The organism is Weeksella virosa DSM 16922 (genome assembly GCF_000189415.1).
Taxonomy (GTDB): Bacteria; Bacteroidota; Bacteroidia; order Flavobacteriales; family Weeksellaceae; genus Weeksella; species Weeksella virosa.
The window spans coordinates 1,271,704-1,295,758 of the sequence record NC_015144.1 but is presented as its reverse complement, the minus strand read 5'-3'; the positions used below and the strand labels follow the sequence as shown (position 1 = coordinate 1,295,758).

Here is a 24,055-nt window from a genome sequence, read left to right as displayed (position 1 = left end):
TCTGACTAGGAACAATCAATCGAAATATTTATAAGGAAACATCTCAAATAATTGAGGGTGAATACTATTCATTAGTCCCATGACTACCTGCTTAAATTCATCTATACTTTGGTCTTTTTCAAGTCTCTGCTCTAACTTCGCAAGCAAAAAACCCATCCTAAGAAAACCAGTGAAATCAATCTGCAGATTTAAAAAATTCTCTAATCCCCCATATTCCCCCTGATTATGGTCAAAAAAGAATACGGTTTTGGTTTGTTCATTCAAAAACCATTCATCTCCTTGCCCTGACTGCCCTATAAGCCACAAATTTTGTGGCAAATTATTATCGGATGCTCGCTTATTCCACTCAATCGCCTTCCGATAGCCATATAACACAATATCCGGTGTAATACTAACCTCTTTAAACTGATGAATAAACTCAGTATATTTTTTATCAATTTGAGGGATTCTACCTTTATCTTTAATGACAGGATCAAGTTTTTCAAGGAAATTAAAAAGCTCATTTGAGTTAATCAGTTTCATTTTATCTCCTTTATCCATGTTAACTAGATTACTTACAAGGTCTATTTTTTACTGCGTCAGCAGAATATTTACCGATTCTTTCTTTTCTTGCTAAATCTCTCAGTCGTTTTTCAAGGAAATCTTTAGCTGTTTCTTTATCCATTCATTGTTTTTCAACATAATCTAACAAACCATCAAATACTTTGTTCCAATTCTTGCCAACTCTAGAACTATTAGTATGTACACCTCTACCTCTAGTTAATCTATGTCTTTCAGGCGAGAGATTAAAGAAAAATTTCGGATTATTAACATCAATATCAGCTAATCTTTTAAATCTATCTGCAAACTCTTCAGGGAAACCATGATGAATTTCTGCGAAAACATGAGGCTGTCCGACATAATCTTTCCAAAGTCTTTGCAATGTACTAGAGCGAGTTTTCCACCCCAACGGATCCACCCACTCCACCGGGTTCGGGGCGTATTGATAGAGGTTAATCCCTCCCATCAAGCCGATCGGGTCTTGGCTGATAAAGCGACCTAGCTCTGGGTCATAATACCTAAAGGTATTGTAATGTAACGACGTCTCAGCATCATAATACTGATTTTGGTTCTTCAAAAATTGTACCTTACCGAGGTGATCGCACACAATTTCTGAATAAGGTCCTCCGCAAGTTCTAAAGAAGTTACTTCTTTACCAAACATATGTTGGTCAAAATTTACCCCTACAATTACACCATCAAAAAACATGCCTAAGCACCAATTCTCTATGAACTCTCCCAAGGGAATAACCTTAAGCTTAAAGTGTGAAAATTATGCTGGGTCATTACATCGTAACGCTAAACGTATGATTCAAAGCATCAATATACGCCTATTCTCGCCACACTAGACTATAGTAATAGATCATTACAAAAATTCACTCACAATAAAAAACTTCTAAGGAATCAACAACATCAGAAAAAAACGCATCAGTAAAAATAACTGTGCCCTCGTCATGTAAAAATCTACCTATCTTATTATTGTTTCTATTATCAAAAAACAAAATATCTCCCTCATCATCTGCAAAAGCAAAAAAATTTGAAACATCACTCTTATCAAGTATACGACCACTATTCGTTTGCATTGATTTTCCCGCCCATCTCATCACTTCGAAATAAGAGCTAAGAATTCTGAACCATGGTCTTTCTTCTTTTGCATTCTGTATTTTCACCTTTTTCGAAAGAAAATCAATCCCACCGAACGCCCAGTCATCACTATTAAGCATTTCGTTCTCTGAACTCAATTCGGCTCTAACCCAACTCTTAAACCCACTCAAAAACTCAACATACTCTTCGGGAAGTGATAGTTGATATTCTTTCAAAAAATCTTGAACCAGATTTTTATTATTCACACTTGCCTCCATTCGCTTGCATTTGTTTTAACCTTTCCTGCCAATAATTATTTCTATACTCTTCATACTGTTGTACTAATTTTTTGTCCTTCCTAAAAGACTCACCATTACCAATAAAAAAATGTAAATCGCCATGCAATTTTTGATGTAATGACGCACTGATTTCCAACATTGGTCCAGGTTCCTTACCAGACAGGTGATGTAAATTAACTCGTTGACCATCCCACCCAAAAGGCGCTTTCCCTTTAGACATCAACGTTATATTTGACTGTGTTAGCTCAAACAATGAATCATCTTGATAAACAACCCTACCCCCAAAATCAACTTTTCTCTTATTTCTAAGCATCCCTCTTATTAAACGAGTCTTCCACCGGATCCACCCCCACGGATCCACCCACTCTATCGGGTTCGGGGCGTATTGATAGAGGTTAATCCCTCCCATCAAGCCGATCGGGTCTTGGCTGATAAAGCGACCTAGCTCTGGGTCATAATACCTAAAGGTATTGTAATGTAACGACGTCTCAGCATCATAATACTGATTTTGGTTCTTCAAAAATTGTACCTTACCGAGGTGATCGCACACATAATGATAAAGTTTCGGCGCTGCTTGAGTTTCTTGCGGTACAGATTTAGACCCTATTCTATTGGGTTAATGAGTTTTGCAAATTCTGCACTTTTACGGATATATTCTGTTAGAACAGCAATACGCCGTCTAAAAGCATCGCATAAGTAATCACAACATAAAACATGAGTCTTGTCGTTATAAACGACTATCTTTAATTCTTTCTCATTTGCTGCTCTGCTAGCTGTAAGGCTTCCTTTAAAATAGCAATATCACTTTCAGGCACTTTCCACGTTTTCGTCATTTTTGGGTGCTCTAAACAACGAATTAAAGAATCAATAATCAGTTCTAATCGTTGATTATCATCGCCATCAAGAAAAGACTGATAATCGATTTTTAATCGAAACTCTAAATCTTGTTTTTTATTGTTACGACGTACAATCTCTGGTAGTTTCATTGTCTTCATGATTGGTCCCTCTAACATAGCAATATAGGCCCAGCACCAATCTTTATATGCATCAGAAAATTGTTTATCCTCAATATATGAATTAACTATTCTCTCTATCTCATTTGCAATTTTACTATACGCTTGTCCTACAGTATGCTCTGCTTCGGCAGAATTCCACAATCTCATTGTACCTTCTCTTTGATATTCATTTTATTTTTACCAAACCAACTTGTTTAATTTTGGTCGCCTACCATGAGTCTTTGTATATTGAAGCGTTTTCGTATACTGGTGCATTGTAAAAGTAATGAAAAAAAATGAATCGTATAATTAATAATAAATATAGGGGCTAAACATAATGTTTAGCCCCTATATTTTAAAAACACATGATTCTTTGTGTTGTATGTAGCGAAGAGCAGAATCGAACTGCCGACCTCAGGGTTATGAATCCTGCGCTCTAACCATCTGAGCTACCTCGCCAATTGGACTGCAAATATAAAAGGTTTTTTCTAATAATCACAAACTTTATCTAGAAAAAAATCCAAATTATTTTCATTTGCGGTTTATCTATCCTATAACTCATTCTATTCCAACGCTTTTTTTATTCTGTACATCGCTTCTTTCAATTGATCTATAGAGGCAGCATATGAAATTCTAATACAATTTGGCGAACCGAAAGCTGTACCAGACACTACTGCAACCAAGGCTTTTTCTAACAAGAACATTGTCAAATCATCGGCAGATTCTATCGTTACACCCTGAAAAGTCTTACCGAAAAGTTCCGAGACATCTGGAAAAATATAAAAAGCTCCTTTAGGTTCATTCACTCGAAACCCTTTGATTTCATTGGCCCATTGTATCATTAAATTTCTACGTTCGTGAAAAGATTCTACCATATAATGAATGGCCGAAGGTTCAGCCTCTAGTGCGGTAATCGCCGCTCTTTGTGCTATAGAATTTGTACCAGAGGTTACTTGTCCTTGGAGAGTTTCACACGCTTTTGCTAACTTTTCTGGTGCACCTATGAAACCGATTCTCCACCCCGTCATCGCAAACCCTTTGGCCAATCCGTTGATGGTAACTGTTTGGTCGTAAACTTCTGGGAAGGATGCAATGCTTACCATTTTTTCTCCATAAGTTATATGCTCATAGATTTCATCAGAAATAATAATTACTTCTGGATGTTTTGACATTAAAGTGGCAATTGCCTTCAGTTCTTGTTCTGTATACACACTCCCAGAAGGATTGCAGGGAGAACTGTAGATAAGTGCTTTGGTTTTTGGCGTAATATATTCTTCGATTTGAGAAGCAGTAACTTTGAAATCATTTTCGATACTTGCCGGTATAAAAACAGGTTTACCTCCTGATAATTCTACAATATCTGAATAACTCACCCAATAAGGTGTCGGGATTAACACCTCGTCACCATCACTTACCAATGATTGAATTACATTGTAAATCGATTGTTTTGCTCCAGTAGATACGACAATTTGTGATGCGGTATATTGGATACCATTATCGCGTTTGAATTTATTTATTATTGCTTCTTTCAGTTCTGGATAACCAGAAATGGGCGGATAGGCGGTCCAATTTTCATCCAGTGCTTTTTTGGCTGCATCTTTTATAAAGTCGGGCGTATGAAAGTCGGGCTCACCAATACTTAGACTAATAATATCGAGTCCTTGATTACGCAAATCACGTGCTTTTTGGGTCATGGCTATGGTAGCCGATGGTTTTAACTTTTGTAAACGCTCTGAAAGTTGCATGGAATAAAATAATTAATTCTTAACCTTATTATATTCTACAAAGATAATTGAAATCTTATGCAGTATGAGATAAAATCATATGAAAATAAAACTAAAATTTTCTGCAAACAATAAACTATTTACTACAAACGACTGTTTGTATGTTTCGAAAATTTCGTGAAAAATTATCGCTTAATGATAAAATGGCGTTCTAAAGAATGGCTTGAAAGTTTGTTCTATAAAAAAACTGGCATTTGCCAGTTTTTCTATATTTATATCAGTAAGACTACTAAAATTAATAATAGTTTACGCGACTTAATTCTTTTTCGTCTGCTACTACTTCTTCGTCTAAGTAACGCTCTAGACTATCATCCATTTCTTTCATCCAAGGTGTATGATGTACTTCGGCTTGCGTACCGTCCATCACAGAAGTATATACTTTGTCTCGATAATTTAAGATATTGTTTTCTTTATCATTCAACCAGCTTTTGAACATTTCCGCTACTTTATCAATATTAAAGCTTGGATAATCTGTCATTTCTATCAATTCTTTAATATAGGCTGTTTGGAAATCTACATGATCGTCACCCGTTTCTGTTTTCGCTTCTGCGTCTACCCATTTTTTGATATCTTTATTCCTCTCTTCTTTCGCAGGCAATTCTATTCTACCCAACATATAATCTCTGGCAAACCAGGCTTGCGCATCAAACATATTGAAGGTGTAGTATTGATCTTGCATTCCTAAGAAAATTAATCGTTCGTTATCATTAAAAACAACTCCTTTGTATAAATTATCTGGGTATAAACAGTTTTTGGTTTTTAGACGCAAATCGCTTGGTAGAAATGGAAATTTGTGTTGGTATCCGGTACATAAAATTACGGCATCGTATTTTTTAGACGTTCCATCTCTAAAATGAGCAATATCGCCCTCGAAATGTGTAACCAATGGTTTTTCTTCTATTCCTTTCGGCCATTTTGCACCAATCGGGTTGGTTCTGTACGAAATTGTTACCGAATTGCTACCGTGCTTGAAGCATTGCACCCCTATATCTTCTGCAGAATAACTACTACCGATTAGTAGAATATCTTTCCCGATGAATTGGTCTGCACCTCTAAAATCGTGTGCATGCATCACACTTCCTGTAAAATCGTCAATTCCTTTAAAATAAGGCATATTTGGAGTAGAGAAATGTCCAGTACCTACTACTAAATAATCAAAACATTCTTCGAACGTTTCGTTATTTTTCAAATCATCAAAAATCACCCGAAACTGTTTTTTATCTTCGATATAATCTACCCATCGAGCAACGGTATTGAATTTGATAAAATCTCGGGCTTTACTTTTTTTGATTCTACCTTGAATATAATCGAACAAAACTTCGCGTGGTGGATATGAAGATATTGGCTGCTTGAAGTGCTCTGTAAAGGTATAATCAGCAAACTCTAAACATTCTTTCGGTCCGTTCGACCAAAGATACTTATACATACTACCATGTATCGGCTCGCCATATTTCCCTACACCTGTACGCCAAGTGTAGTTCCACATACCGCCCCAATTATCTTGTTTTTCATAACATTTAATTTCTGGAATAGGGTTGCCTTTTTTCTGTTCCGATTCGAATGCTCTTAACATGGCTAATCCACTTGGACCGGCACCGATAATTCCTACTTTAAAATTTGTCATAATTGCATAATTTTTTTCTGTTTTCTTAAATTTGAAAACAAATGATTTACTAATTTCGATTAAACTGAATCAATATTCTGATTCGTAAGACACCCTGTTTATCTAAAAAAACGAGGATGAAATTGAGGAGAGTTTATACTCCAAAAGACGAACCTTCTGGTTCTATTGAAAAGAGGTTGGCCAATCGGCCTCTTTAAAAGATCGAAACTTTGAAATTATATCAATGAAATTTCAACTTCGAGTACCGCAAATATACAAAATATATCTTTTTTGAGCAAAAAAAGCTGTTTTTTTTAGAGAATATCAATCAAAATAAATCAAAAACAAGTATAAATTAAAACACAGCACAATTGATTGTGCTGTGTTTTTTAAATAAATTTAAAGTATTCTTATCTCGTGAATAATAATTCTCTGTATTTGGTCAAAGTCCATAATTCATTATCGACCATCAGTTCTAATTTATCTGAATGATGGCGAATAATGTCAAAATAAGGTTTTACTACGTTGCAATATGCATAGGCCGCTGCTTCTAGGTCTTCTAAAGCATTGGCTTTTTTACGCTCATTGATCATCAAGTGTACATTCTCGTTGATTGCAGAAATATGTCCGGAAATTTTCTTCAAAATAATTATTTGTTCTTTGGCAATTTCTTGGAATTCTTCTCCAAAAATTTCTTTTAGCCCCTTCACATTTTCTATCAGTAAATTCTGATAACGTAAGGCTGTCGGTATTACATGGTTTCGAGCAATATCACCCAAAACACGTCCTTCTATCTGAATTTTTTTGATGTAATCTTCTAATTCTATTTCGTATCGTGCATGAACTTCGGTACGATTCATCACATTCATCGACTCAAAAACTTCATACGATTTTTCAGAAATTTTTGCTTTCAATGCTTCTGGTGTAGTCTTGTAGTTTGACAAACCTCTTTTTTCTGCTTCTTTTTCCCATGCTTCGCTATAACCGTCTCCTTCGAACAAGATATTTTTGGTCTCTTTGATGTATTCTCTAAGTACATTAAAAATAGCCTCGTCTTTTTTCAATCCGCCTTTTTCTATCAAAGTATCTACTTGCTGTTTGAAAACCGTTAATTGCTTTGCCATAATGGTATTGAGCATGGTCATTGCATTGGCACAATTTGCAGTAGAACCCACCGCACGGAACTCAAATTTATTTCCTGTAAATGCAAAAGGTGACGTTCGATTTCTATCTGTATTATCCAACAATACATCTGGAATCTTTCCTACGACATTTAGTTTAAGGTCTGTTTTTTCTTCTGGCGATAACTTACCTGTTGAAACACCTTCTAACTCTTCCAGAACCTTGGTCAATTGTTGCCCGATAAAAATTGAAATAATTGCCGGTGGAGCTTCATTTGCTCCTAAACGGTGATCGTTCGACGCAGAAGCAACAGAAGCTCTCATCAATTCTTCATGTTCCGAAACAGCTTTGATTGTATTGATAAAAAAGGTAAGAAATTGCAGATTACTCATCGGGGTTTTCCCGGGCGATAACAGGTTTACACCTGTATCGGTTGCCAACGACCAGTTATTGTGCTTGCCTGATCCGTTAACGCCTTTGAAAGGCTTTTCATGAAACAACACTTTAAAGTAGTGTCGTTCGGCAACTTTCTGCATTACATCCATCAGTAAAGAATTGTGATCTACCGCCAAGTTGGTCTCTTCGAAAATTGGAGCCAACTCGAACTGATTTGGTGCTACTTCATTATGCCGTGTTTTTACAGGAATTCCTAACAACATGCACTCGTTTTCTAAATCGCGCATATAATTAAGTACACGTGATGGAATAGACCCAAAATAATGATCCTCTAGCTGTTGACCTTTGGCAGAAACATGCCCCAATAGTGTTCTACCTGTTTGTAATATATCGGGACGTGAACTTGCCAATGCACTATCAATCAGAAAAAATTCTTGCTCCCACCCCAATGTTGCGGTTACCTTTTTCACATTCTTATCAAAATAACGTGCCACTTCTGTCGCAGCCGTATCAATCACAGACAAAGCACGCAATAAAGGCGTTTTATTATCCAACGCCTCTCCTGTGTACGACACAAAAACGGTCGGTATGCATAATGTTGTTCCAAAAACAAAAGCAGGTGATGTTGGATCCCAGGCGGTATACCCTCTGGCTTCGAAAGTGTTTCTAATCCCTCCATTCGGGAAAGAAGATGCATCAGGCTCTTGTTGCACCAATTGTGTTCCTGCGAATTTTTCCACTGGATCTCCTCCCTCAAAATCTGTTTCGAAAAAAGCATCATGTTTTTCGGCCGTGGTTCCTGTCAAAGGTTGAAACCAATGTGTATAATGCGTTACTCCCTTACTCATGGCCCAATCTTTCATGCCTTGTGCAATATTATCGGCCAAACGACGATCGATTTTCACCCCCTGATCGATAGCGGCTCTAACCGCCTTGTAAGACTCTGGTGTGAGAAATTGACGCATCGCTTTATCATTGAAAACATTTTCGCCAAATATTTGCGACTTTCTCGGAAGTACTTCTACTTCTACTGGTTTTCTTGAGTTAGCCGTTTTAAGGGCTTCGAAACGGAATGTTGACATAAATCTATTATTAGTATGGATTTTATGGGGTAAAAATAAAAAAAAACACAAAACCAATAACATTACCCTACATAAAAATAGGGGTATAATAAAAAAATTTAACATTAAGGCGATAAAAAAAATTTCTACATGGAGAGAAAACTCCAAAAATTAGATACAAAAAAACGGTCCTTTTACAAGGACCGTTTTCGCACACATATTAAAAAGTTGTAGGAATTTATCTAAATCGATCTATAGATTTCACAAGTTTTTCGTCCTTTTTAATAAATCGATTGGCTAATAGCAGAAGCACAATCGGTATGATAGGCACGAAAACCCCAATACCTTTCTCAGAAAAACTTTCTCCAGGTAAGATTAATAGATAATATAGTAAAAAACCTAAAATTAATAAATTCAATACAATATTTACCCATCCTAGTGTTAGTTGTAGCTTTCTATTCTTAAAAAGCATGATGGTCAGGAACGATAAAAATGCAGAAACATAAAAGGCCAACATAGCAATTGCATCTCCATTTGCAGGATTTGATAGCCAATCGACAATCAAATCGTACATATTATCTGCATTGATTGCAAATATACAAGAAAATATCCCACTAAAAAATAAAAAGAGACTTTGTTTTCGTTGAATCATTACATAAATTTTCTCTACAAAATTAGGTGATTTTTTTTTAGTTTACCTAATTATTCGTACTATTGCATGGTATAAATCTTATTATAACTTTCTCAAAACATAAACTTTGTTTTGATTTCCAATCACTTTACATCTTTAATAACAACAATTTCAAACTTAAAATAATTTTACCCGTAAGAGAAATTATGTTCGAATTATCTCAAATAAAAAAAAGCAAACTTCCCGAGCTACAGCAGATGGCAGCTCAATTGAAAATAGAAGGGTTTAGAAAAATGAAAAAAGCAGAACTTAGTGATGCCATAATAAGCGTGCTAGGAGAAGCCAACGAATCGATCAAAGAAAACAATGAGCCGAACGTTGAGGAAAATCTCCCGAAACAAGAAAAAACTAAGCGAAGAAGAGTGCAAAAAAACGATTCGGAAACACAAGACACAACGAATCTAGAAATAAATAACACCGAAACTACTACCCCTAAAAAGGTCGAGCCCTTAGCCAACCAAGATCAACAAGCTGCTCAACCGCAAGAAAAACAAAACCGCAGACAAACTACGCAAAACAAGCAGCGGGATTTTCAGAAACAAAAAAACAGCCGAAACCATGAGCATCCACAGCACGTTCAACAACAGAAGAACAAATACCGTGCAGCGAATTATGAATTTGATGGGATTATTAAAACCGAAGGAGTTTTAGAAATCTTGCCAGATAACAACTACGGTTTCCTTCGTTCTTCAGACTTCAATTATCTTTCTTCTCCAGATGATGTGTATGTTTCTCAGTCTCAGATTCGTTTATTTGGGCTGAAAACTGGTGACACAATTACCGGGGAAGTTCGTCCACCAAAAGAGGGAGAAAAATACTTTCCACTAATTAAAATTATCGAAATCAATGGCCGTACACCCGACTTTGTTCGCGATAGAATTTCTTTCGAACATTTGACGCCTCTTTTCCCTAATGAGAAATTTAACCTGAACAGCTCTCGTTTATTATCCAATCGTATCCTAGATTTGTTCGCACCTATCGGGAAAGGGCAACGCGGTATGATTGTCGCACCACCCAAAACTGGTAAAACCTCTTTACTAAAAGACATTGCCAACGGAATCGCTCAAAATCATCCAGAGGTCTATTTATTGGTTTTATTAATCGACGAGCGACCAGAAGAGGTTACAGACATGAAGCGTTCGGTAAATGGTGAGGTGGTTGCTTCTACCTTCGATGAGTCTGCAGACCGACACGTGAAAGTTGCCAACATCGTACTAGAAAAAGCAAAACGAATGGTAGAATGCGGACACGATGTGGTGATTCTTCTCGATTCGATTACCCGCTTAGCACGTGCTTATAATACCGTATCGCCCGCTTCGGGGAAAGTTCTTTCGGGTGGTGTAGATGCCAATGCGCTTCATAAACCAAAACGCTTTTTTGGTGCTGCCAGAAATATAGAAAATGGCGGTTCATTGACTATTATTGCAACCGCTCTGATCGATACAGGATCGAAAATGGATGAAGTAATTTTCGAGGAATTCAAAGGAACAGGAAATATGGAATTACAATTGGATAGAAAAATTGCCAACAAACGTATTTTCCCAGCAATTGATTTGGTTTCTTCGAGTACAAGACGGGACGATTTATTACTCGATGAGCTTACACAACAACGTATGTGGATTATGCGCAACCATTTGGCCGATATGAACCCGGTGGAAGCAATGGATTTCTTGTTCAACCGAATCAAGGATACAAGAAACAATGAAGAGTTTTTAATTTCGATGAATAAATAATTGTAAAAGGTTTATCTCAACCATACAAAACCTACAAATTTTTAATGGCTAAGTTTTTGCTATAATTAGTATCAACAATTAGAATAAAATAAAAACGATGCTAAAAAAGAAAATCCTATTATTATTTGTTAGCATTTTTGCTGCGAATATGGCTTTAGCTCAAAGCGCTGACATGAAAAACATGTTGAAAATTGGTGTAAATGCAGGTGCTTCGACTGGCCAAAACACAAGTGCAAATGCAGGATTAGATATTTCTTATCAAAATTTGGTTGTGCCAGGTTTTGGATTAGGTGTCTCTACTGGATACAATCATTTCTTCGGCAAGAAAAGAAATTTTGACGGTGTAACGATTGACAACAATGATTTTGGTGTAATACCTATTGCTGCATTAATCAAAGTATATCCAGGGAAATCTGGTTTCTACGGTGGTACCGATATCGGATATGGATTTATCGTTGGCAAAGAAAAAGTAGCCAACAATCATTACCCAAGCGAATCGCTTTACAATGCCGATATGCCGAGTGGTGGTTTGTATTTGCGTCCAGAAATTGGCTATCACAACCGCAATTGGAATTTCTTTGTACACTACACAAAAGTTTTTGTGGGCAATGAAGGAAAAGTAGGAAACGATAAGTTCAACGCGGGAACCGTTGGTGCTGGAGTCGCTTACAATCTCCCATTAGGAAGATAATTTTGGTATCCTATCCATTATCAAAAACAAAACCGTACGAAAAAGCTTCGTGCGGTTTTGTTTTATAATTTATTAAGTTGACAATGCTTACAAATTAAATACCAATATGTTATTCGATGATTTTCTCTGATATTTCTTCCCACTCCTCCATTAGAGCATCAAGATCAGTTTGTGCTTGATGATAATCATCCAATTCTTTTTGGCTTTGATTTCCTGCAGTCATTTTTGCTTCTAATTGCTCGATTTTAATTTCTAATTCGGTAATATCCGATTCTACTTTCGACAAGCGATTTTTCAATCTTTTTTGTTCTTTTGCCTCTTCAAAAGATAATTCTATTTGCGGCTGTTCTTTTTTGGTTTCCTTTTTTTGAGACAAGATTGCTTCTGGTTCAACACCTTTTTCTACCTCACGGAAATTTCCAGCCTTCACTTCTGCCAAATAATCATCGATACTACCTAAATATTCTTTAACTTTTCCATTTCTGAAATCGTATACCTTATCCACCAAACCTTCTAAAAACTCTCGATCATGCGAAACAAGTATCAAGGTTCCTTGGTATTTCTTCAGAGCTTTTTTCAGGATTTCTTTCGATTGTATATCCAAATGATTGGTTGGCTCATCCATAATTAGCACATTAAAAGGTCGTAGCAATAGTTTACAAAGTGCTAAACGGTTTCTCTCCCCTCCGGAAAGGACTGATACTTTTTTTTCTACAGCATCTCCACCAAACATAAAAGCCCCCAAATAATCGCGAACATGTTTTCTTGTTTCTTCGGTTGCAGAGTTTTCTGCTTCTTCGAGTACGGTATATTTATCATTGAGAACATGCGCTTGATTTTGTGCAAAATAACCAACCTCTACATTGTGCCCGTGATGGATTTTCCCTCTGTACTCTATGTCGCCGATGATGGCCCGTGAAAGCGTAGTTTTCCCTTGACCATTCTGCCCAACAAATGCTATTTTTTCACCTCGGTTGACATAGAAAGAAACACCTTCAAACACCGAATGTTCACCGAATGATACACCTACATTTTCGAGCTCGAAAATGATCTTTCCGGGCTGAACTGCATCTATAAAACGAATATTCATTTTGGTAACATCTTCGTTTTCTATTTCGATGCGCTCTATTTTATCCAACTTTTTTATTAGTGATTGTGCCATAGACGCTTTATTGGCTTTGGCGCGGAATTTAGCAATCAAGTCTTCGGTATGCTTGATCATTTGTTCTTGATTTTTCTGAGCTTGTTCTAATTTAAGTTTTCGATCTTCTCGTAAACTTAAATATTTAGAATAATTTGCTTTATAATCTGCAATCTGTCGATTAGCAATTTCTAGAGTTCTATTGGTAACATTGTCTAAGAATTGTCGATCGTGCGATACCAATACTACAGCTCCTGGGTAATCTTTTAAGAATTCTTCTAACCAAATAATCGAATCGATATCCAAATGATTCGTCGGCTCATCGAGTAGCATAACATCATGCTGTTGGAGTAGAAGTTTTGCTAATTCGATTCTCATACGCCACCCGCCAGAAAATTCGTCGGTAGAACGATGAAAATCAGAGGGTTTGAATCCTAAGCCGATTAATATTCGTTCTATTTCGGCGTCTTTGGTGTATCCACCCAAAAGTCCGAAGCGCTCTGTTAGATGAGCAATATCTTCGATAAGTTTACTGTATTCATCTGACTCGTAATCGGTGCGTTCGGCTAATTCTTTATTCACAAAGTCGATTCTCTCTTGTATTTGTGTTAATTGTTCGAATGCAGAATCTGCTTCTTGCCAAACTGTCCTTCCTTGAATAAAGTCGATATCTTGTGACAAATAGCCAACGGTTACCTCTCCTTCGTATACTACCTCTCCTTCTGTAGCAGGTTGTTCTTTAGCCAATATCTTGAGCAAGGTCGATTTGCCTGCACCATTTTTGCCAACCAATCCGACACGGTTTCCTTTATTGATCCGGAAAGAAACATCTTCGAATAAATATTTACCCGAAAAATAAACTCCTAAGTTTTGAACTAATAACATTTTGCAAAAATAATAGATTTCAACGAAGTAGAGGTGGCTCCATTATTATATTTCTATCGCTACTGTAAAATTACAAAATGCAACATTCACAAACTTTTTGCTTACTTTTTAGGCATTAGAAGCAAATCCTAATCGAAATACTCATCATAAAACCGAGCTATATCTGACTGATTATCTATAGGTTGCCCTTTTTCTATATGCAGATACAATATTTCTGCCATCTTGGGTGCAAGCATCGTCCCACGTGTTCCCATTCCGTTGAAACAGTATAAATTTTTATAGGTTGGATGCCCACCAATAATCGGACGTCGGTCTTTTACCGTTGGACGAATTGAGGCCTGCTGATGCAAAACCATAAACGATGAATCGACCACTTTTCCGATACCTGATAAAAGCTCTGTTTTGGCTGATTCTGTAACTTCATAATCCAGACAATCGCGGTCATACGTTGCACCAACAAAATATTCATCGCTTGATAACGGAAACAAAAACTCTTTTCCTTTCACCACGGCTTTGGGTAGTTTAGCTTCGGTTCTGATCGTCAAAACTTCGCCTTTTACACCAATAATAGGTAGTTTTCTAAAGTATGGGTTGGAAAGAATGTGATAGCCTTCACAAAAAATAACATGTTTGGCTTGTAGATTTTGGTAGGATATGCTATTGGGTGCTATTTGCAAATCCTCATACCGAAATTTTTCTTGAAGAAGGTTTTCTTTCTGTCTAAGATATTGTTCTAGTGTTGGTATCAACAATCGTAAATCGATTCGGCCAGTTGCTAAAACTTCGCCAGAACCGTATGGGTCTTTGATATCGTTGTATATCTTTAATTGTTGGAAATCGGTCGAAAGAAATGGTACAAGTTCGTGATGAGTAGTTGCTTTTTTGTGCCATGTCTTTTGTTCTTGTTCATCATTGAATATACGAAAAACTGGCATCTCATCAATAAATTTCTTATCAAAAAATTGTTCGTACCACAAGAAAAGTTCGTGCATTTTTTCTAATTGTTGTCGAGCATCCCATACCAAAGAAAAACGTTTTAGCACAACGGGATTATACAAACCCGCAGCAACGGTAGATGCACGATGAAAATCTTGATTAATCACGACAAAGGAATGCTGATGTTCTAACAAATATTTTATAAAAGCTGTTGCAGCAACCCCTAAACCGACCACGATATAATCGACTTGTTTCATCTTTTTCTTTTGGTCAAAGGTAAGAGTTTCTTTGTATTTTACCCTACGATAATCGGCCTATCCTACAAAAATTAGCGCAAGTTTCTTGCCGTATTTTTCACTTTCTCTATACGTATATTTAATAATAAATTAATCTTTTACTAAAGTCCTCTGCTAGAACGATTGTTAGTTTTGTTCAGACAAATTTTTCTGAAAAAAATACAAGAATGAAACATTTTTACATCTTAGTCGCTTCATTGGTAAGTGCAATATCCTTTGCTCAGAACGGGGTAATAACCGGTAAAGTCGTAGACGGTGAAAATAACTTTTCATTGCCCGGAGCAACCATAAAAATAGAAAACAGCAACCGATATACAATTTCTGATCAAAATGGAGGTTACGAATTTTTAAGTTTACCAGAAGGCACCTACAACGTTTATGTAGAATATTTGGGTTATATAACAGCTTCTCAAGAAGTAATAATAAGCTCAGACCAAAATACAGTAGCTAATTTTGAGTTGTTCTCGGGAATCGAACAATTGAATGAGGTAGTTGTTGTAGGAGATTATCTTCGCGGGCAAACCAAAGCACTAAACCAACAACGCAATAACGCTAATATTTCTAACATTATATCATCTGATCAGGTTGGTCGATTTCCAGATGCCAATATTGGTGATGCGCTGAAGCGTGTTCCGGGAATTACCATGCAAAATGACCAAGGTGAAGCTCGTAATATTATTGTACGCGGTTTATCGCCAGAATTAAATTCGGTTACTTTAAATGGCGATCGCATTCCTTCTGCCGAAGGGGATAACAGGAACGTTCAGATGGATTTAATCCCATCGGATATGATTTCGTCTATCGAAGTAAATAAAACCTTGACACCTGATATGGATGCCGATGCCATAGGAGGATCGGTAAATTTGATTACCCGTGCAGTACCAAACAAACAACGCATTTCGGTTACTTTATCGGGAGGCTATGCACCAATCCGCGAAAAAGGTTTGTACAATGGTGCCTTTATTTACGGAAACCGTCTTGCTGATAATAAGCTAGGGATTGTAGCATCGGCAACATGGCAATCGCAAAATTTTGGTTCATATAATATAGAAACTGTTTGGGGTAAAGACAAAAATGACAAGGCGTATATAAAACAAATGGACATTCGCAAATACGATGTACAACGTGTTCGTAGAAGTTTTTCTTTAAGTTCTGATTATGTTTTTAATGAAAACAATCGTATAGACTTCACAGCTATGTACAACTGGCGTGATGATCGCGAAAACCGTTATAGAACTCGCTACCGTGATCTAAAACTACAAGATGATGGTACTTATGTGGGAGAAATTCGAAGAGAAACAAAGGGCGGTATCGATAATAATCGTAACAAAAATACTCGATTAGAAGACCAAAGAGTTCTAAATTTTTCATTGCGAGGAGAACATCTTCTTTCTACAACTCTGGATATGGATTGGTCGGTATCGTACTCAAAAGCCAGTGAAGATAGACCAAATGAGCGTTACATTGATTTCAGACAAAGAAAAGTTACCATGGGGCAAAGTGTTGCTAATGATAACAGCCCGTATGTATATGCTGTAAAAGGAGAAAATCCCGAAAACTTTGAATTGCGAAAGATCACAGAAAATCATAATTATACACAAGAAGAAGAAATTGGAGCAAAAATAAACTTCCGTTTACCTTTATCGGTAATTGATGGAGAAAAAGGACGCTTGCGTTTTGGTGCTCGCATGCGTTTAAAAGACAAAAAACGCGATAATATTTTTTATTCTTACAAACCAATTAACGCAATGGGCAGTTTGGCACAAATGCCAAATGTATATTGGAGTGGTGAAAACTTCTATCCAGGTTCTCAATACGCACCGGGTTATTTTGTAGACCGTAAATACCTGGGTAACTTAGACTTATATGATCCAAATTTATTCAAAGAAACTTTAGAGCCTTCAGAGTTTTTATCTTCTAATTACAAAGCAAAAGAAAACATTACTGCTGGTTACCTCCGTTGGGATCAGGATCTTGATGATAAAACCTCTATTATTACCGGGATCCGCTTAGAACACACAGCAATCGAATATACAGGAAATTATGTTAAGGATGAAGAAGATTTGTTGGGAGAAATAAAAAACAAAAACAATTATTTCAACTTTTTACCAAGCGTAACATTGAAACATAAGTTTACCAAAAACTTCATCTTACGTGCAGCGGTTACGACAAGTTTAGCACGTCCTAATTATTATAATTTGGCTCCATACGTAAATGTTATCCAAGAGGATACCGAAATTAAAGCCGGTAATCCGAACCTAAAAGCCACGTACGCAACTAATTTCGATATTATGGTAGAAAATTATTTCAAAAATATCGGTATTGTTTCTGGAGGAGTTTTCTACAAAAACTTAAACAATTTTATATACACCTATAACAACAAAATCTACACAGCTAATGATTTTAGTGCCGATTTTCCGGGTGTTGCCAACCCAATACCGGCAGGTGAAAATTGGGATTTCACACAAGCAAGAAACGGAGATAAAGTTTCGGTGTACGGTTTTGAAATAGCTTTTCAACGACAGTTAGATTTTCTACCAGGCAACTTTTTTAAGAATTTTGGCTTATACGCTAACTATACATACACAAAGTCGGATGCTAAAGGAATTACCAACGAAGATGGCGAAAAACGTACAGGTCTTGGACTCCCACGTACTGCACCACATATGCTCAACGGATCTCTGGCCTGGGAAAACAAAAAATTCTCTGCACGCTTATCAGCCAACTACACATCGGCTTATTTAGACGAAATTGGTGGAAATGAGTTTGAAGATAGTTATTACGACAAACAATTCTTTTTAGATTATAATATGTCGTATAAATTTATGTCTAATTGGCGCGTATTTTTTGAGGCAAACAACCTTACAAATCAACCATTACGTTACTACCAAGGCGAAACCAATCGTCTCCAACAATTAGAATATTACAAATCTCGTTTCACATTGGGTATTAAATACGATTTCTAATGAAGTTAAAAAAAATTTTCTCCGTATTATTTATAATAATTATACACCTACTGTATGGTCAGCAAAAAGCTGATCATACAGTTGTTTTATCTGTATCACAACATCATGACATTCTACCAGAAAAAAATGGCCTATCGTTTTTGGCAATAGGAGATTTTGGTCGCCACGGAGCATTCACTCAAAAAGAAGTAGCACGAGATATGGGAGCTGTTGCAGATATATTAGATCTTGATTTTACTATTGCTGTTGGTGATAATTTTTATCCTTCGGGAGTTCAAAGTACAAAAGATTATCAGTGGATTTCTTCGTTCGAAAGTATCTACACCCACCATTCTCTACACAATCCGTGGTATGTTGCCTTGGGTAATCACGATTACGAAGGCAATATCCAGGCACAGATAGATTATACCAAAATATCGAGACGATGGGAAATGCCCGAAACGTATTATGAAAAACTAATCGAAATTGACCAAAATAAGTTTTTACAGTTATTGATTATTGACACTAATCCTTTTGTATCAAAATATCAAAAAAACACGGCTAAATATTTAGCAATCGACAAGCAAGATACACAAGAACAGTTAGCTTGGCTAAGGTCTAAACTAGAAAATAAAGATCCTAAAATTGTTTGGCGAATAGTAGTTGGTCATCATCCTTTGTATTCGGGCGGAAAACGTAAGGAAGCAAAAGAAACAATAGAAATAAAAATATTTGTCGAACCTATATTCGACAAATACCAAGTAGATGCCTATATTTGTGGACACGAGCACGATTTGCAAATCATTAGAAAGAACAATAAAAAACTAACTCAATTTTTATCCGGTGCGGGCAGTGAACTACGTGAAACCGGTAAAACAGAAGGGACTTTGTTTGCCGACTCAGTTCCAGGATTCATGGCTTTTACCTTATCAGAGAATATTTTAAAAGCATATATTATTCAATCTCAGAAAGATAGCTATAAAGTTATTTATAAAACCGAAATAAAAAAATGAAAAAAATAATCATACTTTCCGTAATTTCTTTTATTGCCGTTTCATGCGGCAACAAATTAGCTCCTATTGCAGCAAATGCGATAAAACCAACAATTGTTACACAACCCACACCACACGACACAGACGATCCTGCCATTTGGATAAATAAAAACAATCCTGCACAATCTCTTATTATCGGGACTGATAAAGAAGAAGCTACAGGTGGTTTGTATGCCTATAATTTACAAGGACAAATTGTAAACAAGGTGTACCCTATGGATCGTCCAAACAATGTTGATGTTGCTTATAATTTTGATTTAAATGGGACAAGAATAGATATTGCAGTCGTTACCGAACGTAAACAAAACAAAATTCGTATTTTTTCATTACCCAATTTAGAACCGGTTGATAACGGTGGACTAGCTGTTTTCGAAGATTCTGATCAAAAAGACCCTATGGGAATTGCTCTTTATACACAATCTGAAACGGGAAAAGTATATGCAATGGTAGGTAGGAAAAACGGTCCATCTAATGAGTATATCTATCAATATGAACTGAAAGCCATCAGCGGAAGTATTCAAGCGAAATTGGTTCGTAAATTTGGGGCATATTCTGGAAAAAAAGAAATAGAAGCCATCATGGTTGATAATGAGTTAGGCTATGTATATTATGCAGATGAAACTTCTGGCATTAGAAAATACTATGCTGATCCAGAGAAAGGAAACAAAGAACTGGCTTTTTTTGGACAAAACGATTTCAAACGCGACCACGAAGGTATTGCCTTGTATAAAACTAGCGAAACAGATGGATATATATTGATTTCTGATCAGCAAGCGAATAATTTTGTAGTGTACAAACGAGAAGGAGAATCTACCAACCCACATAATCACAAAATGATTGCAAAAATTCCTTTTTCTAGTATAGAATGTGACGGTGCCGATGCGGTGAACTTCAACTTTGGCAAACCTTTTACAAACGGATTGATGGTCACCATGAGCAATGGTAAAGTTTTTCATTATTATGATTGGAACATCATACAAACTGAAATTGACAAACAGCAAACCAATTGATAGTTCTTATTCCGATAGAAATAGCATCTCTATTTCATTCGTAATTTTACAAACTGAGGTTTATTATCCATAGATAAACTTACAGTAATTGAAAAACCAGAATAATTCATTCAAACATCAAACTTGAAATTACTATATGCCAATAAAAAAACCACTCTATATTTGAGTGGTCTTTTTATTTGGTTATAGACTTTTCTATTCTTTCCTATGCTTTATGCATTGAGAGCTTCCGCACCCGATACAATTTCCAGGATTTCATTGGTAATTGCTGCCTGACGGGCTTTGTTATACTGGATAACTAAATTACGCTTCAACTCTTCAGCGTTATCTGTAGCTTTGTGCATTGCAGTCATTCGTGCACCATGTTCAGATGCGTTAGCGTCTAAAACTGCTTTGTACAACTGTGTTTTCAGGGTAAGCGGAATAAGGTCAGTTACTATTTCTGCTTTTCCTGGCTCGAAGATATATTCCAATTCCTCATTATTTACTTCTTCTACTTGCTCAATTTGTACAGGTAAAAATTGTTCGTTTTGTACTTCTTGTAACACAGCATTGATAAATTTATTGTAAATAATGCGAATTTGGTCGTACTTTCCTTCTACAAAATCTTCGGTCATGGCATTTGCTACGTCAGCTACATCATTAAAGTTGAGATTATCCCAAATCGAAGAAGCATTTTGCTTTACGTGTCCTGTATTTTTATAGGCGTCGAACGCTTTCTTACCGATGGTAATCATTTCTACGTTTTTACCTTTTAGTTCATTTTGCAAAAGGCTATTTACTTTTTTTATGATGCTTGAGTTGTATCCACCACAAAGTCCACGATTTGAATTGATTACAACCAAGAGAACATTTTTCACTTCACGTTGTTCGGTCAAAGCAGTTCCCACTTCAGAATCTAAGTTCGAACTAATGTTTTGTACCAATTCGCGCAATTTATTAGCGTAAGGTCGGAGTGCTATAATAGAATCTTGTGCTTTTTTAAGCTTTGCAGCCGAAACGAGCTTCATAGCAGAGGTAATCTGCATAGTAGATCCTACCGAAGTAATCCTGTTACGTATTTCTTTTAGGTTTGCCATAATCTAATTTAGATGGACTAAAACAGGGAAACAAGTTTCCCTGCTTGTACTATTATTAATTATATTTTCCTGTTGTATCAGCCACAACTGCTTTCAAAATATCGATAATGGTATCATCCCATTTACCGTTACGGATAGCTGTAAGTGTATCTGAATGTTGAGAACGCATAACGTCTATATAATCGGTTTGCCATTCTTTTACTTTGTTTACCGGAACATTTCTCAAGAGACCATTTGTACCAGCAAAAATTACAGCTACTTGTTCTTCTACCGGAATTGGAGAGTTTACTCCTTGTTTCAATAACTCTACGTTACGTTCACCTTTCCCGATAACTCCCATTGTTGCAGCATCCAAATCAGACCCAAATTTAGCGAAAGCTTCTAATTCTCGGTACTGAGCTTGGTCTAATTTTAGGGTACCAGATACTTTTTTCATTGGTTTGGTTTGGGCAGATCCTCCTACACGAGAAACCGAAATACCTACGTTGATCGCTGGACGAATCCCTGAGTTGAATAAATCTGACTCTAAGAAAATCTGACCATCGGTAATCGAAATTACGTTGGTAGGAATATAGGCAGAAACGTCACCTGCTTGCGTTTCGATAATCGGAAGGGCAGTTAATGATCCTCCTCCTTTTACGATCGGACGCATAGATTCTGGTAAATCATTCATTTGTGCAGCGATGGTGTCATCTTTAATGATTTTCGCAGCGCGCTCTAATAAACGAGAGTGCAAGTAGAATACGTCTCCTGGATATGCTTCGCGTCCTGGTGGGCGACGTAATAATAAAGACACCTCGCGGTAAGCTACGGCTTGTTTGGTTAAATCATCATACACGATAAGTGCAGGACGTCCAGAATCACGGAAGAATTCTCCAATTGCAGCACCGGCCATTGGCGCATACACTTGCATTGGTGCAGGATCTGATGCGTTTGCTGCAACAATCACTGTATATTTATCTGCTCCGTGTTCTTGTAAGGTTTTCATAATTCCAGCTACAGTAGAACCTTTTTGTCCTACGGCAACATATATACAGAAAACTGGCTCTCCACGATCGTAAAACTCTTTCTGGTTTAGGATAGCATCCAAAGCAACAGAAGTTTTTCCGGTTTGGCGGTCACCAATAATCAACTCACGCTGTCCACGACCAATCGGAATCATCGAATCAATCGATACGATACCGGTTTGCAAAGGCTCGTTTACTGGTTGACGATAAATTACCCCTGGCGCTTTTCGCTCGATAGGCATTTCGTATAATTGACCTTCGATAGGACCTTTTCCATCGATAGGATTTCCTAACATATCTACAACACGCCCAAGCATTCCTTCCCCAACATTGATGGAAGCAATACGGTTGGTACGTTTTACTGTATCTCCTTCTTTAATGGCTGTCGATGGACCGAATAATACAATACCTACGTTATCTTCTTCTAAGTTTTGTACCATTCCTTCCGAACCATTCGCGAATTCTACTAACTCACCATATTGTGCATTGTCTAATCCATATACACGTGCAATACCATCCCCTACACTTAGAACGGTTCCTACTTCTGCTAATTCTACTGTAGAATCTAAGCTAGAAAGTTGTTGTTTTAAAATTGCTGAAATTTCAGCTGGATTTATTTCTGGCATGTTTGAAATATTTAATATTTAGGAATGTAATCGTTTTTACTGAATTCTTTTTTCAAGTTAGCAACTTTTGTTTTGATGCTTGTATCGATTTGTTGGTTCCCAACGCGTAATACAAATCCACCGATTAGGCTACTGTCTACTTTATTCTCTACTTTTACCTGAGCATCTGCCGGCAAAGATTCTTTTGCTTTTGCTACAATTTTATCTAAAGTAACTTGATCTAATTCTACTGCTGATATTACTTCTGCTGTTACAATTTTGTTGGCCGCATTGTACAAACGAATATACTGATCAGCAATTTGGTCTAAAATATTTTCTCGACCTTTCTTCACTGTTAAGGCAATAAACTTTTGCGTTAAAGGTGAAAAACCTTTAAAAACTTCTGATAAAACACTTTGTTTCTTTTTCTCATCAAAAATTGGTGATTGTAGAAAAGTGCGTAAATCATGGCTATTGGTAAGCATGGTTTTCAAATCCAACATTTCTGCATATACAGCTTGTGTTTGCCCTACCTCCTGTGCATATTGAGTTAAGCCCTTTGCATATCTGCTTGCTGCTCTAATCCCTGCCATTATGAGTTGAGTTTTACTTGATCAATAACTTGATTTACCAAGTCTTCTTGTGCGCCTGGTTGTGACAATTCTTTTGCCATAATTTTCTCGGCTACCTCAATCGATAACTGAGCTACTTGATTCTTGATATCACTCATCGCTGCAGTTTTCTCATTTTGGATAGCTTCACGAGCCGATTCGATTATACGATTTGCTTCAATCGTCGCCGTATCTTTTGCTTGGTTAATGATCGAATTTTTCATTTCGCGTGCTTGCTTCAATAAGGCATCACGCTCGATAATGGCTTCTTTCATCAGTTTTTCGTTTTCTGCATTTAGGCTAGCCATACGTTCTTCTGCTTTTTTAGCAGCATTCAGACTATCTTCTATCGATTTTTCTCGTTCTTTTACTGCATTTAGAATTGGTTTCCAAGCATACGCACGCAAAATAACTAATAGGATAATGAAAACTATAGCTGTCCAAAAAATCAAACCAATCGAAGGAGTTAATAAATCCATTGTATATTTTTA

Annotated in this window: 20 protein-coding genes, 1 tRNA gene and 1 pseudogene; 5 read left to right on the top strand and 17 right to left on the bottom strand. The window is 36.7% G+C overall.

Annotated features, from left to right (window positions below; translation table 11 throughout):
• Positions 1-15: 15 nt before the first annotated feature.
• The 11 genes and pseudogenes from WEEVI_RS06285 to WEEVI_RS06235 all read right to left on the bottom strand — a co-directional run bounded on the left by WEEVI_RS06285 (position 16) and on the right by WEEVI_RS06235 (position 9,534).
• Positions 16-540, bottom strand: coding sequence for a hypothetical protein (locus WEEVI_RS06285; RefSeq protein ID WP_013598318.1), 525 nt, complete (start codon positions 538-540; stop codon positions 16-18).
• Positions 541-664: 124 nt separating this feature from the next.
• Positions 665-1,117 carry an RHS repeat-associated core domain-containing protein gene (locus tag WEEVI_RS11395; RefSeq protein WP_232013419.1) on the bottom strand — a complete coding sequence of 151 codons (453 nt, stop codon included), beginning with the start codon at positions 1,115-1,117 and terminating at the stop codon, positions 665-667.
• Positions 1,114-1,296, bottom strand: a pseudogene (locus tag WEEVI_RS11635) (DUF2750 domain-containing protein); the annotation flags it as partial. The pseudogene WEEVI_RS11635 and the gene WEEVI_RS11395, both read right to left, overlap by 4 nt.
• 118 nt (positions 1,297-1,414) lie before the next feature.
• A complete protein-coding gene (locus tag WEEVI_RS06270) occupies positions 1,415-1,888 on the bottom strand; it encodes an SMI1/KNR4 family protein (RefSeq protein WP_102706015.1) in 474 nt (157 codons plus the stop codon).
• A complete protein-coding gene (locus tag WEEVI_RS11490) occupies positions 1,881-2,441 on the bottom strand; it encodes an HNH/ENDO VII family nuclease (protein ID WP_169308968.1) in 561 nt (186 codons plus the stop codon). Before WEEVI_RS11490 ends, WEEVI_RS06270 begins: the two co-directional genes overlap by 8 nt.
• Before the next feature lie 223 nt (positions 2,442-2,664).
• Positions 2,665-3,084 carry an Imm44 family immunity protein gene (locus WEEVI_RS06260; protein WP_013598316.1) on the bottom strand — a complete coding sequence of 140 codons (420 nt, stop codon included), beginning with the start codon at positions 3,082-3,084 and terminating at the stop codon, positions 2,665-2,667.
• Between the two features lie 217 nt (positions 3,085-3,301).
• A tRNA-Met gene (locus WEEVI_RS06255) sits at positions 3,302-3,375 on the bottom strand.
• A gap of 104 nt (positions 3,376-3,479) precedes the next feature.
• Entirely contained in the window at positions 3,480-4,661 is a 1,182-nt protein-coding gene (locus WEEVI_RS06250) for a pyridoxal phosphate-dependent aminotransferase (protein WP_013598315.1), read from the bottom strand.
• A gap of 274 nt (positions 4,662-4,935) precedes the next feature.
• Positions 4,936-6,324 carry a trimethylamine monooxygenase gene (locus tag WEEVI_RS06245; protein ID WP_013598314.1) on the bottom strand — a complete coding sequence of 463 codons (1,389 nt, stop codon included), beginning with the start codon at positions 6,322-6,324 and terminating at the stop codon, positions 4,936-4,938.
• Between the two features lie 389 nt (positions 6,325-6,713).
• On the bottom strand, positions 6,714-8,903 hold the full coding sequence (locus WEEVI_RS06240) for a glutamine synthetase III family protein (protein WP_013598313.1): 2,190 nt from the start codon (positions 8,901-8,903) through the stop codon (positions 6,714-6,716).
• A 217-nt stretch (positions 8,904-9,120) separates the two neighbouring features.
• Positions 9,121-9,534, bottom strand: a complete 414-nt coding sequence (locus WEEVI_RS06235) for a DUF4293 domain-containing protein (protein ID WP_013598312.1) — start codon at positions 9,532-9,534, stop codon at positions 9,121-9,123.
• Positions 9,535-9,719: 185 nt separating this feature from the next.
• Between WEEVI_RS06235 and rho the strand changes: the two genes are divergently transcribed.
• Both rho and WEEVI_RS06225 read left to right on the top strand, forming a co-directional pair.
• Positions 9,720-11,306 carry a transcription termination factor Rho gene (gene rho / locus WEEVI_RS06230; protein ID WP_013598311.1) on the top strand — a complete coding sequence of 529 codons (1,587 nt, stop codon included), beginning with the start codon at positions 9,720-9,722 and terminating at the stop codon, positions 11,304-11,306.
• 97 nt (positions 11,307-11,403) lie between these two features.
• Positions 11,404-11,997: a hypothetical protein gene (locus tag WEEVI_RS06225; RefSeq protein ID WP_013598310.1), complete on the top strand. Its 594-nt coding sequence runs from the start codon at positions 11,404-11,406 to the stop codon at positions 11,995-11,997.
• Positions 11,998-12,106: 109 nt separating this feature from the next.
• Here the strand turns inward: WEEVI_RS06225 and WEEVI_RS06220 are convergent, their stop codons facing one another.
• Together WEEVI_RS06220 and WEEVI_RS06215 are read right to left on the bottom strand one after the other, a co-directional pair.
• Positions 12,107-14,023: an ABC-F family ATP-binding cassette domain-containing protein gene (locus WEEVI_RS06220; protein ID WP_013598309.1), complete on the bottom strand. Its 1,917-nt coding sequence runs from the start codon at positions 14,021-14,023 to the stop codon at positions 12,107-12,109.
• Positions 14,024-14,151: 128 nt separating this feature from the next.
• Entirely contained in the window at positions 14,152-15,216 is a 1,065-nt protein-coding gene (locus tag WEEVI_RS06215) for an NAD(P)/FAD-dependent oxidoreductase (protein ID WP_013598308.1), read from the bottom strand.
• Positions 15,217-15,422: 206 nt separating this feature from the next.
• Here WEEVI_RS06215 and WEEVI_RS06210 point away from each other — a divergent pair, with 206 nt between their 5' ends.
• Genes WEEVI_RS06210 through WEEVI_RS06200 form a run of 3 tightly spaced genes read left to right on the top strand, consistent with a single transcriptional unit; the run spans position 15,423 to position 20,262 of the window.
• The gene (locus WEEVI_RS06210) at positions 15,423-18,221 is read left to right on the top strand and encodes a TonB-dependent receptor (RefSeq protein WP_013598307.1); all 2,799 of its coding nucleotides are present in this window, start codon (positions 15,423-15,425) and stop codon (positions 18,219-18,221) included.
• Positions 18,221-19,213, top strand: a complete 993-nt coding sequence (locus WEEVI_RS06205) for a metallophosphoesterase (protein ID WP_013598306.1) — start codon at positions 18,221-18,223, stop codon at positions 19,211-19,213. Before WEEVI_RS06210 ends, WEEVI_RS06205 begins: the two co-directional genes overlap by 1 nt.
• Positions 19,210-20,262 carry a phytase gene (locus tag WEEVI_RS06200; RefSeq protein WP_013598305.1) on the top strand — a complete coding sequence of 351 codons (1,053 nt, stop codon included), beginning with the start codon at positions 19,210-19,212 and terminating at the stop codon, positions 20,260-20,262. Before WEEVI_RS06205 ends, WEEVI_RS06200 begins: the two co-directional genes overlap by 4 nt.
• A gap of 212 nt (positions 20,263-20,474) precedes the next feature.
• On the opposite strand, the gene atpG is transcribed toward WEEVI_RS06200, so the two are convergent.
• Genes atpG through WEEVI_RS06180 form a run of 4 tightly spaced genes read right to left on the bottom strand, consistent with a single transcriptional unit; the run spans position 20,475 to position 24,043 of the window.
• Positions 20,475-21,341, bottom strand: coding sequence for an ATP synthase F1 subunit gamma (atpG, locus tag WEEVI_RS06195; protein ID WP_013598304.1), 867 nt, complete (start codon positions 21,339-21,341; stop codon positions 20,475-20,477).
• Positions 21,342-21,396: 55 nt separating this feature from the next.
• Positions 21,397-22,974, bottom strand: a complete 1,578-nt coding sequence (atpA, locus tag WEEVI_RS06190; protein WP_013598303.1) for a F0F1 ATP synthase subunit alpha — start codon at positions 22,972-22,974, stop codon at positions 21,397-21,399.
• A gap of 11 nt (positions 22,975-22,985) precedes the next feature.
• Positions 22,986-23,546, bottom strand: coding sequence for an ATP synthase F1 subunit delta (gene atpH / locus WEEVI_RS06185; protein WP_013598302.1), 561 nt, complete (start codon positions 23,544-23,546; stop codon positions 22,986-22,988).
• Positions 23,546-24,043 carry a F0F1 ATP synthase subunit B gene (locus tag WEEVI_RS06180; protein ID WP_013598301.1) on the bottom strand — a complete coding sequence of 166 codons (498 nt, stop codon included), beginning with the start codon at positions 24,041-24,043 and terminating at the stop codon, positions 23,546-23,548. The genes atpH and WEEVI_RS06180 overlap by 1 nt, the downstream gene beginning before the upstream one ends.
• Positions 24,044-24,055 lie beyond the last annotated feature (12 nt).

What these genes read in the sequence shown, in the direction of transcription:
- WEEVI_RS06250 (WP_013598315.1), bottom strand. Translation starts at nt 4,661, where the DNA reads ATGCAACTTTCAGAGCGTTTACAAAAGTTAAAACCATCGGCTACCATA.
- WEEVI_RS06205 (WP_013598306.1), top strand. Translation starts at nt 18,221, where the DNA reads ATGAAGTTAAAAAAAATTTTCTCCGTATTATTTATAATAATTATACAC.
- rho (WP_013598311.1), top strand. Translation starts at nt 9,720, where the DNA reads ATGTTCGAATTATCTCAAATAAAAAAAAGCAAACTTCCCGAGCTACAG.
- WEEVI_RS06215 (WP_013598308.1), bottom strand. Translation starts at nt 15,216, where the DNA reads ATGAAACAAGTCGATTATATCGTGGTCGGTTTAGGGGTTGCTGCAACA.
- WEEVI_RS06200 (WP_013598305.1), top strand. Translation starts at nt 19,210, where the DNA reads ATGAAAAAAATAATCATACTTTCCGTAATTTCTTTTATTGCCGTTTCA.
- WEEVI_RS06210 (WP_013598307.1), top strand. Translation starts at nt 15,423, where the DNA reads ATGAAACATTTTTACATCTTAGTCGCTTCATTGGTAAGTGCAATATCC.
- WEEVI_RS06260 (WP_013598316.1), bottom strand. Translation starts at nt 3,084, where the DNA reads ATGAGATTGTGGAATTCTGCCGAAGCAGAGCATACTGTAGGACAAGCG.
- WEEVI_RS06245 (WP_013598314.1), bottom strand. Translation starts at nt 6,324, where the DNA reads ATGACAAATTTTAAAGTAGGAATTATCGGTGCCGGTCCAAGTGGATTA.
- WEEVI_RS06235 (WP_013598312.1), bottom strand. Translation starts at nt 9,534, where the DNA reads ATGATTCAACGAAAACAAAGTCTCTTTTTATTTTTTAGTGGGATATTT.
- WEEVI_RS06180 (WP_013598301.1), bottom strand. Translation starts at nt 24,043, where the DNA reads ATGGATTTATTAACTCCTTCGATTGGTTTGATTTTTTGGACAGCTATA.
- WEEVI_RS06220 (WP_013598309.1), bottom strand. Translation starts at nt 14,023, where the DNA reads ATGTTATTAGTTCAAAACTTAGGAGTTTATTTTTCGGGTAAATATTTA.
- WEEVI_RS06285 (WP_013598318.1), bottom strand. Translation starts at nt 540, where the DNA reads ATGGATAAAGGAGATAAAATGAAACTGATTAACTCAAATGAGCTTTTT.
- WEEVI_RS06225 (WP_013598310.1), top strand. Translation starts at nt 11,404, where the DNA reads ATGCTAAAAAAGAAAATCCTATTATTATTTGTTAGCATTTTTGCTGCG.
- atpG (WP_013598304.1), bottom strand. Translation starts at nt 21,341, where the DNA reads ATGGCAAACCTAAAAGAAATACGTAACAGGATTACTTCGGTAGGATCT.
- WEEVI_RS06240 (WP_013598313.1), bottom strand. Translation starts at nt 8,903, where the DNA reads ATGTCAACATTCCGTTTCGAAGCCCTTAAAACGGCTAACTCAAGAAAA.
- atpH (WP_013598302.1), bottom strand. Translation starts at nt 23,546, where the DNA reads ATGGCAGGGATTAGAGCAGCAAGCAGATATGCAAAGGGCTTAACTCAA.
- atpA (WP_013598303.1), bottom strand. Translation starts at nt 22,974, where the DNA reads ATGCCAGAAATAAATCCAGCTGAAATTTCAGCAATTTTAAAACAACAA.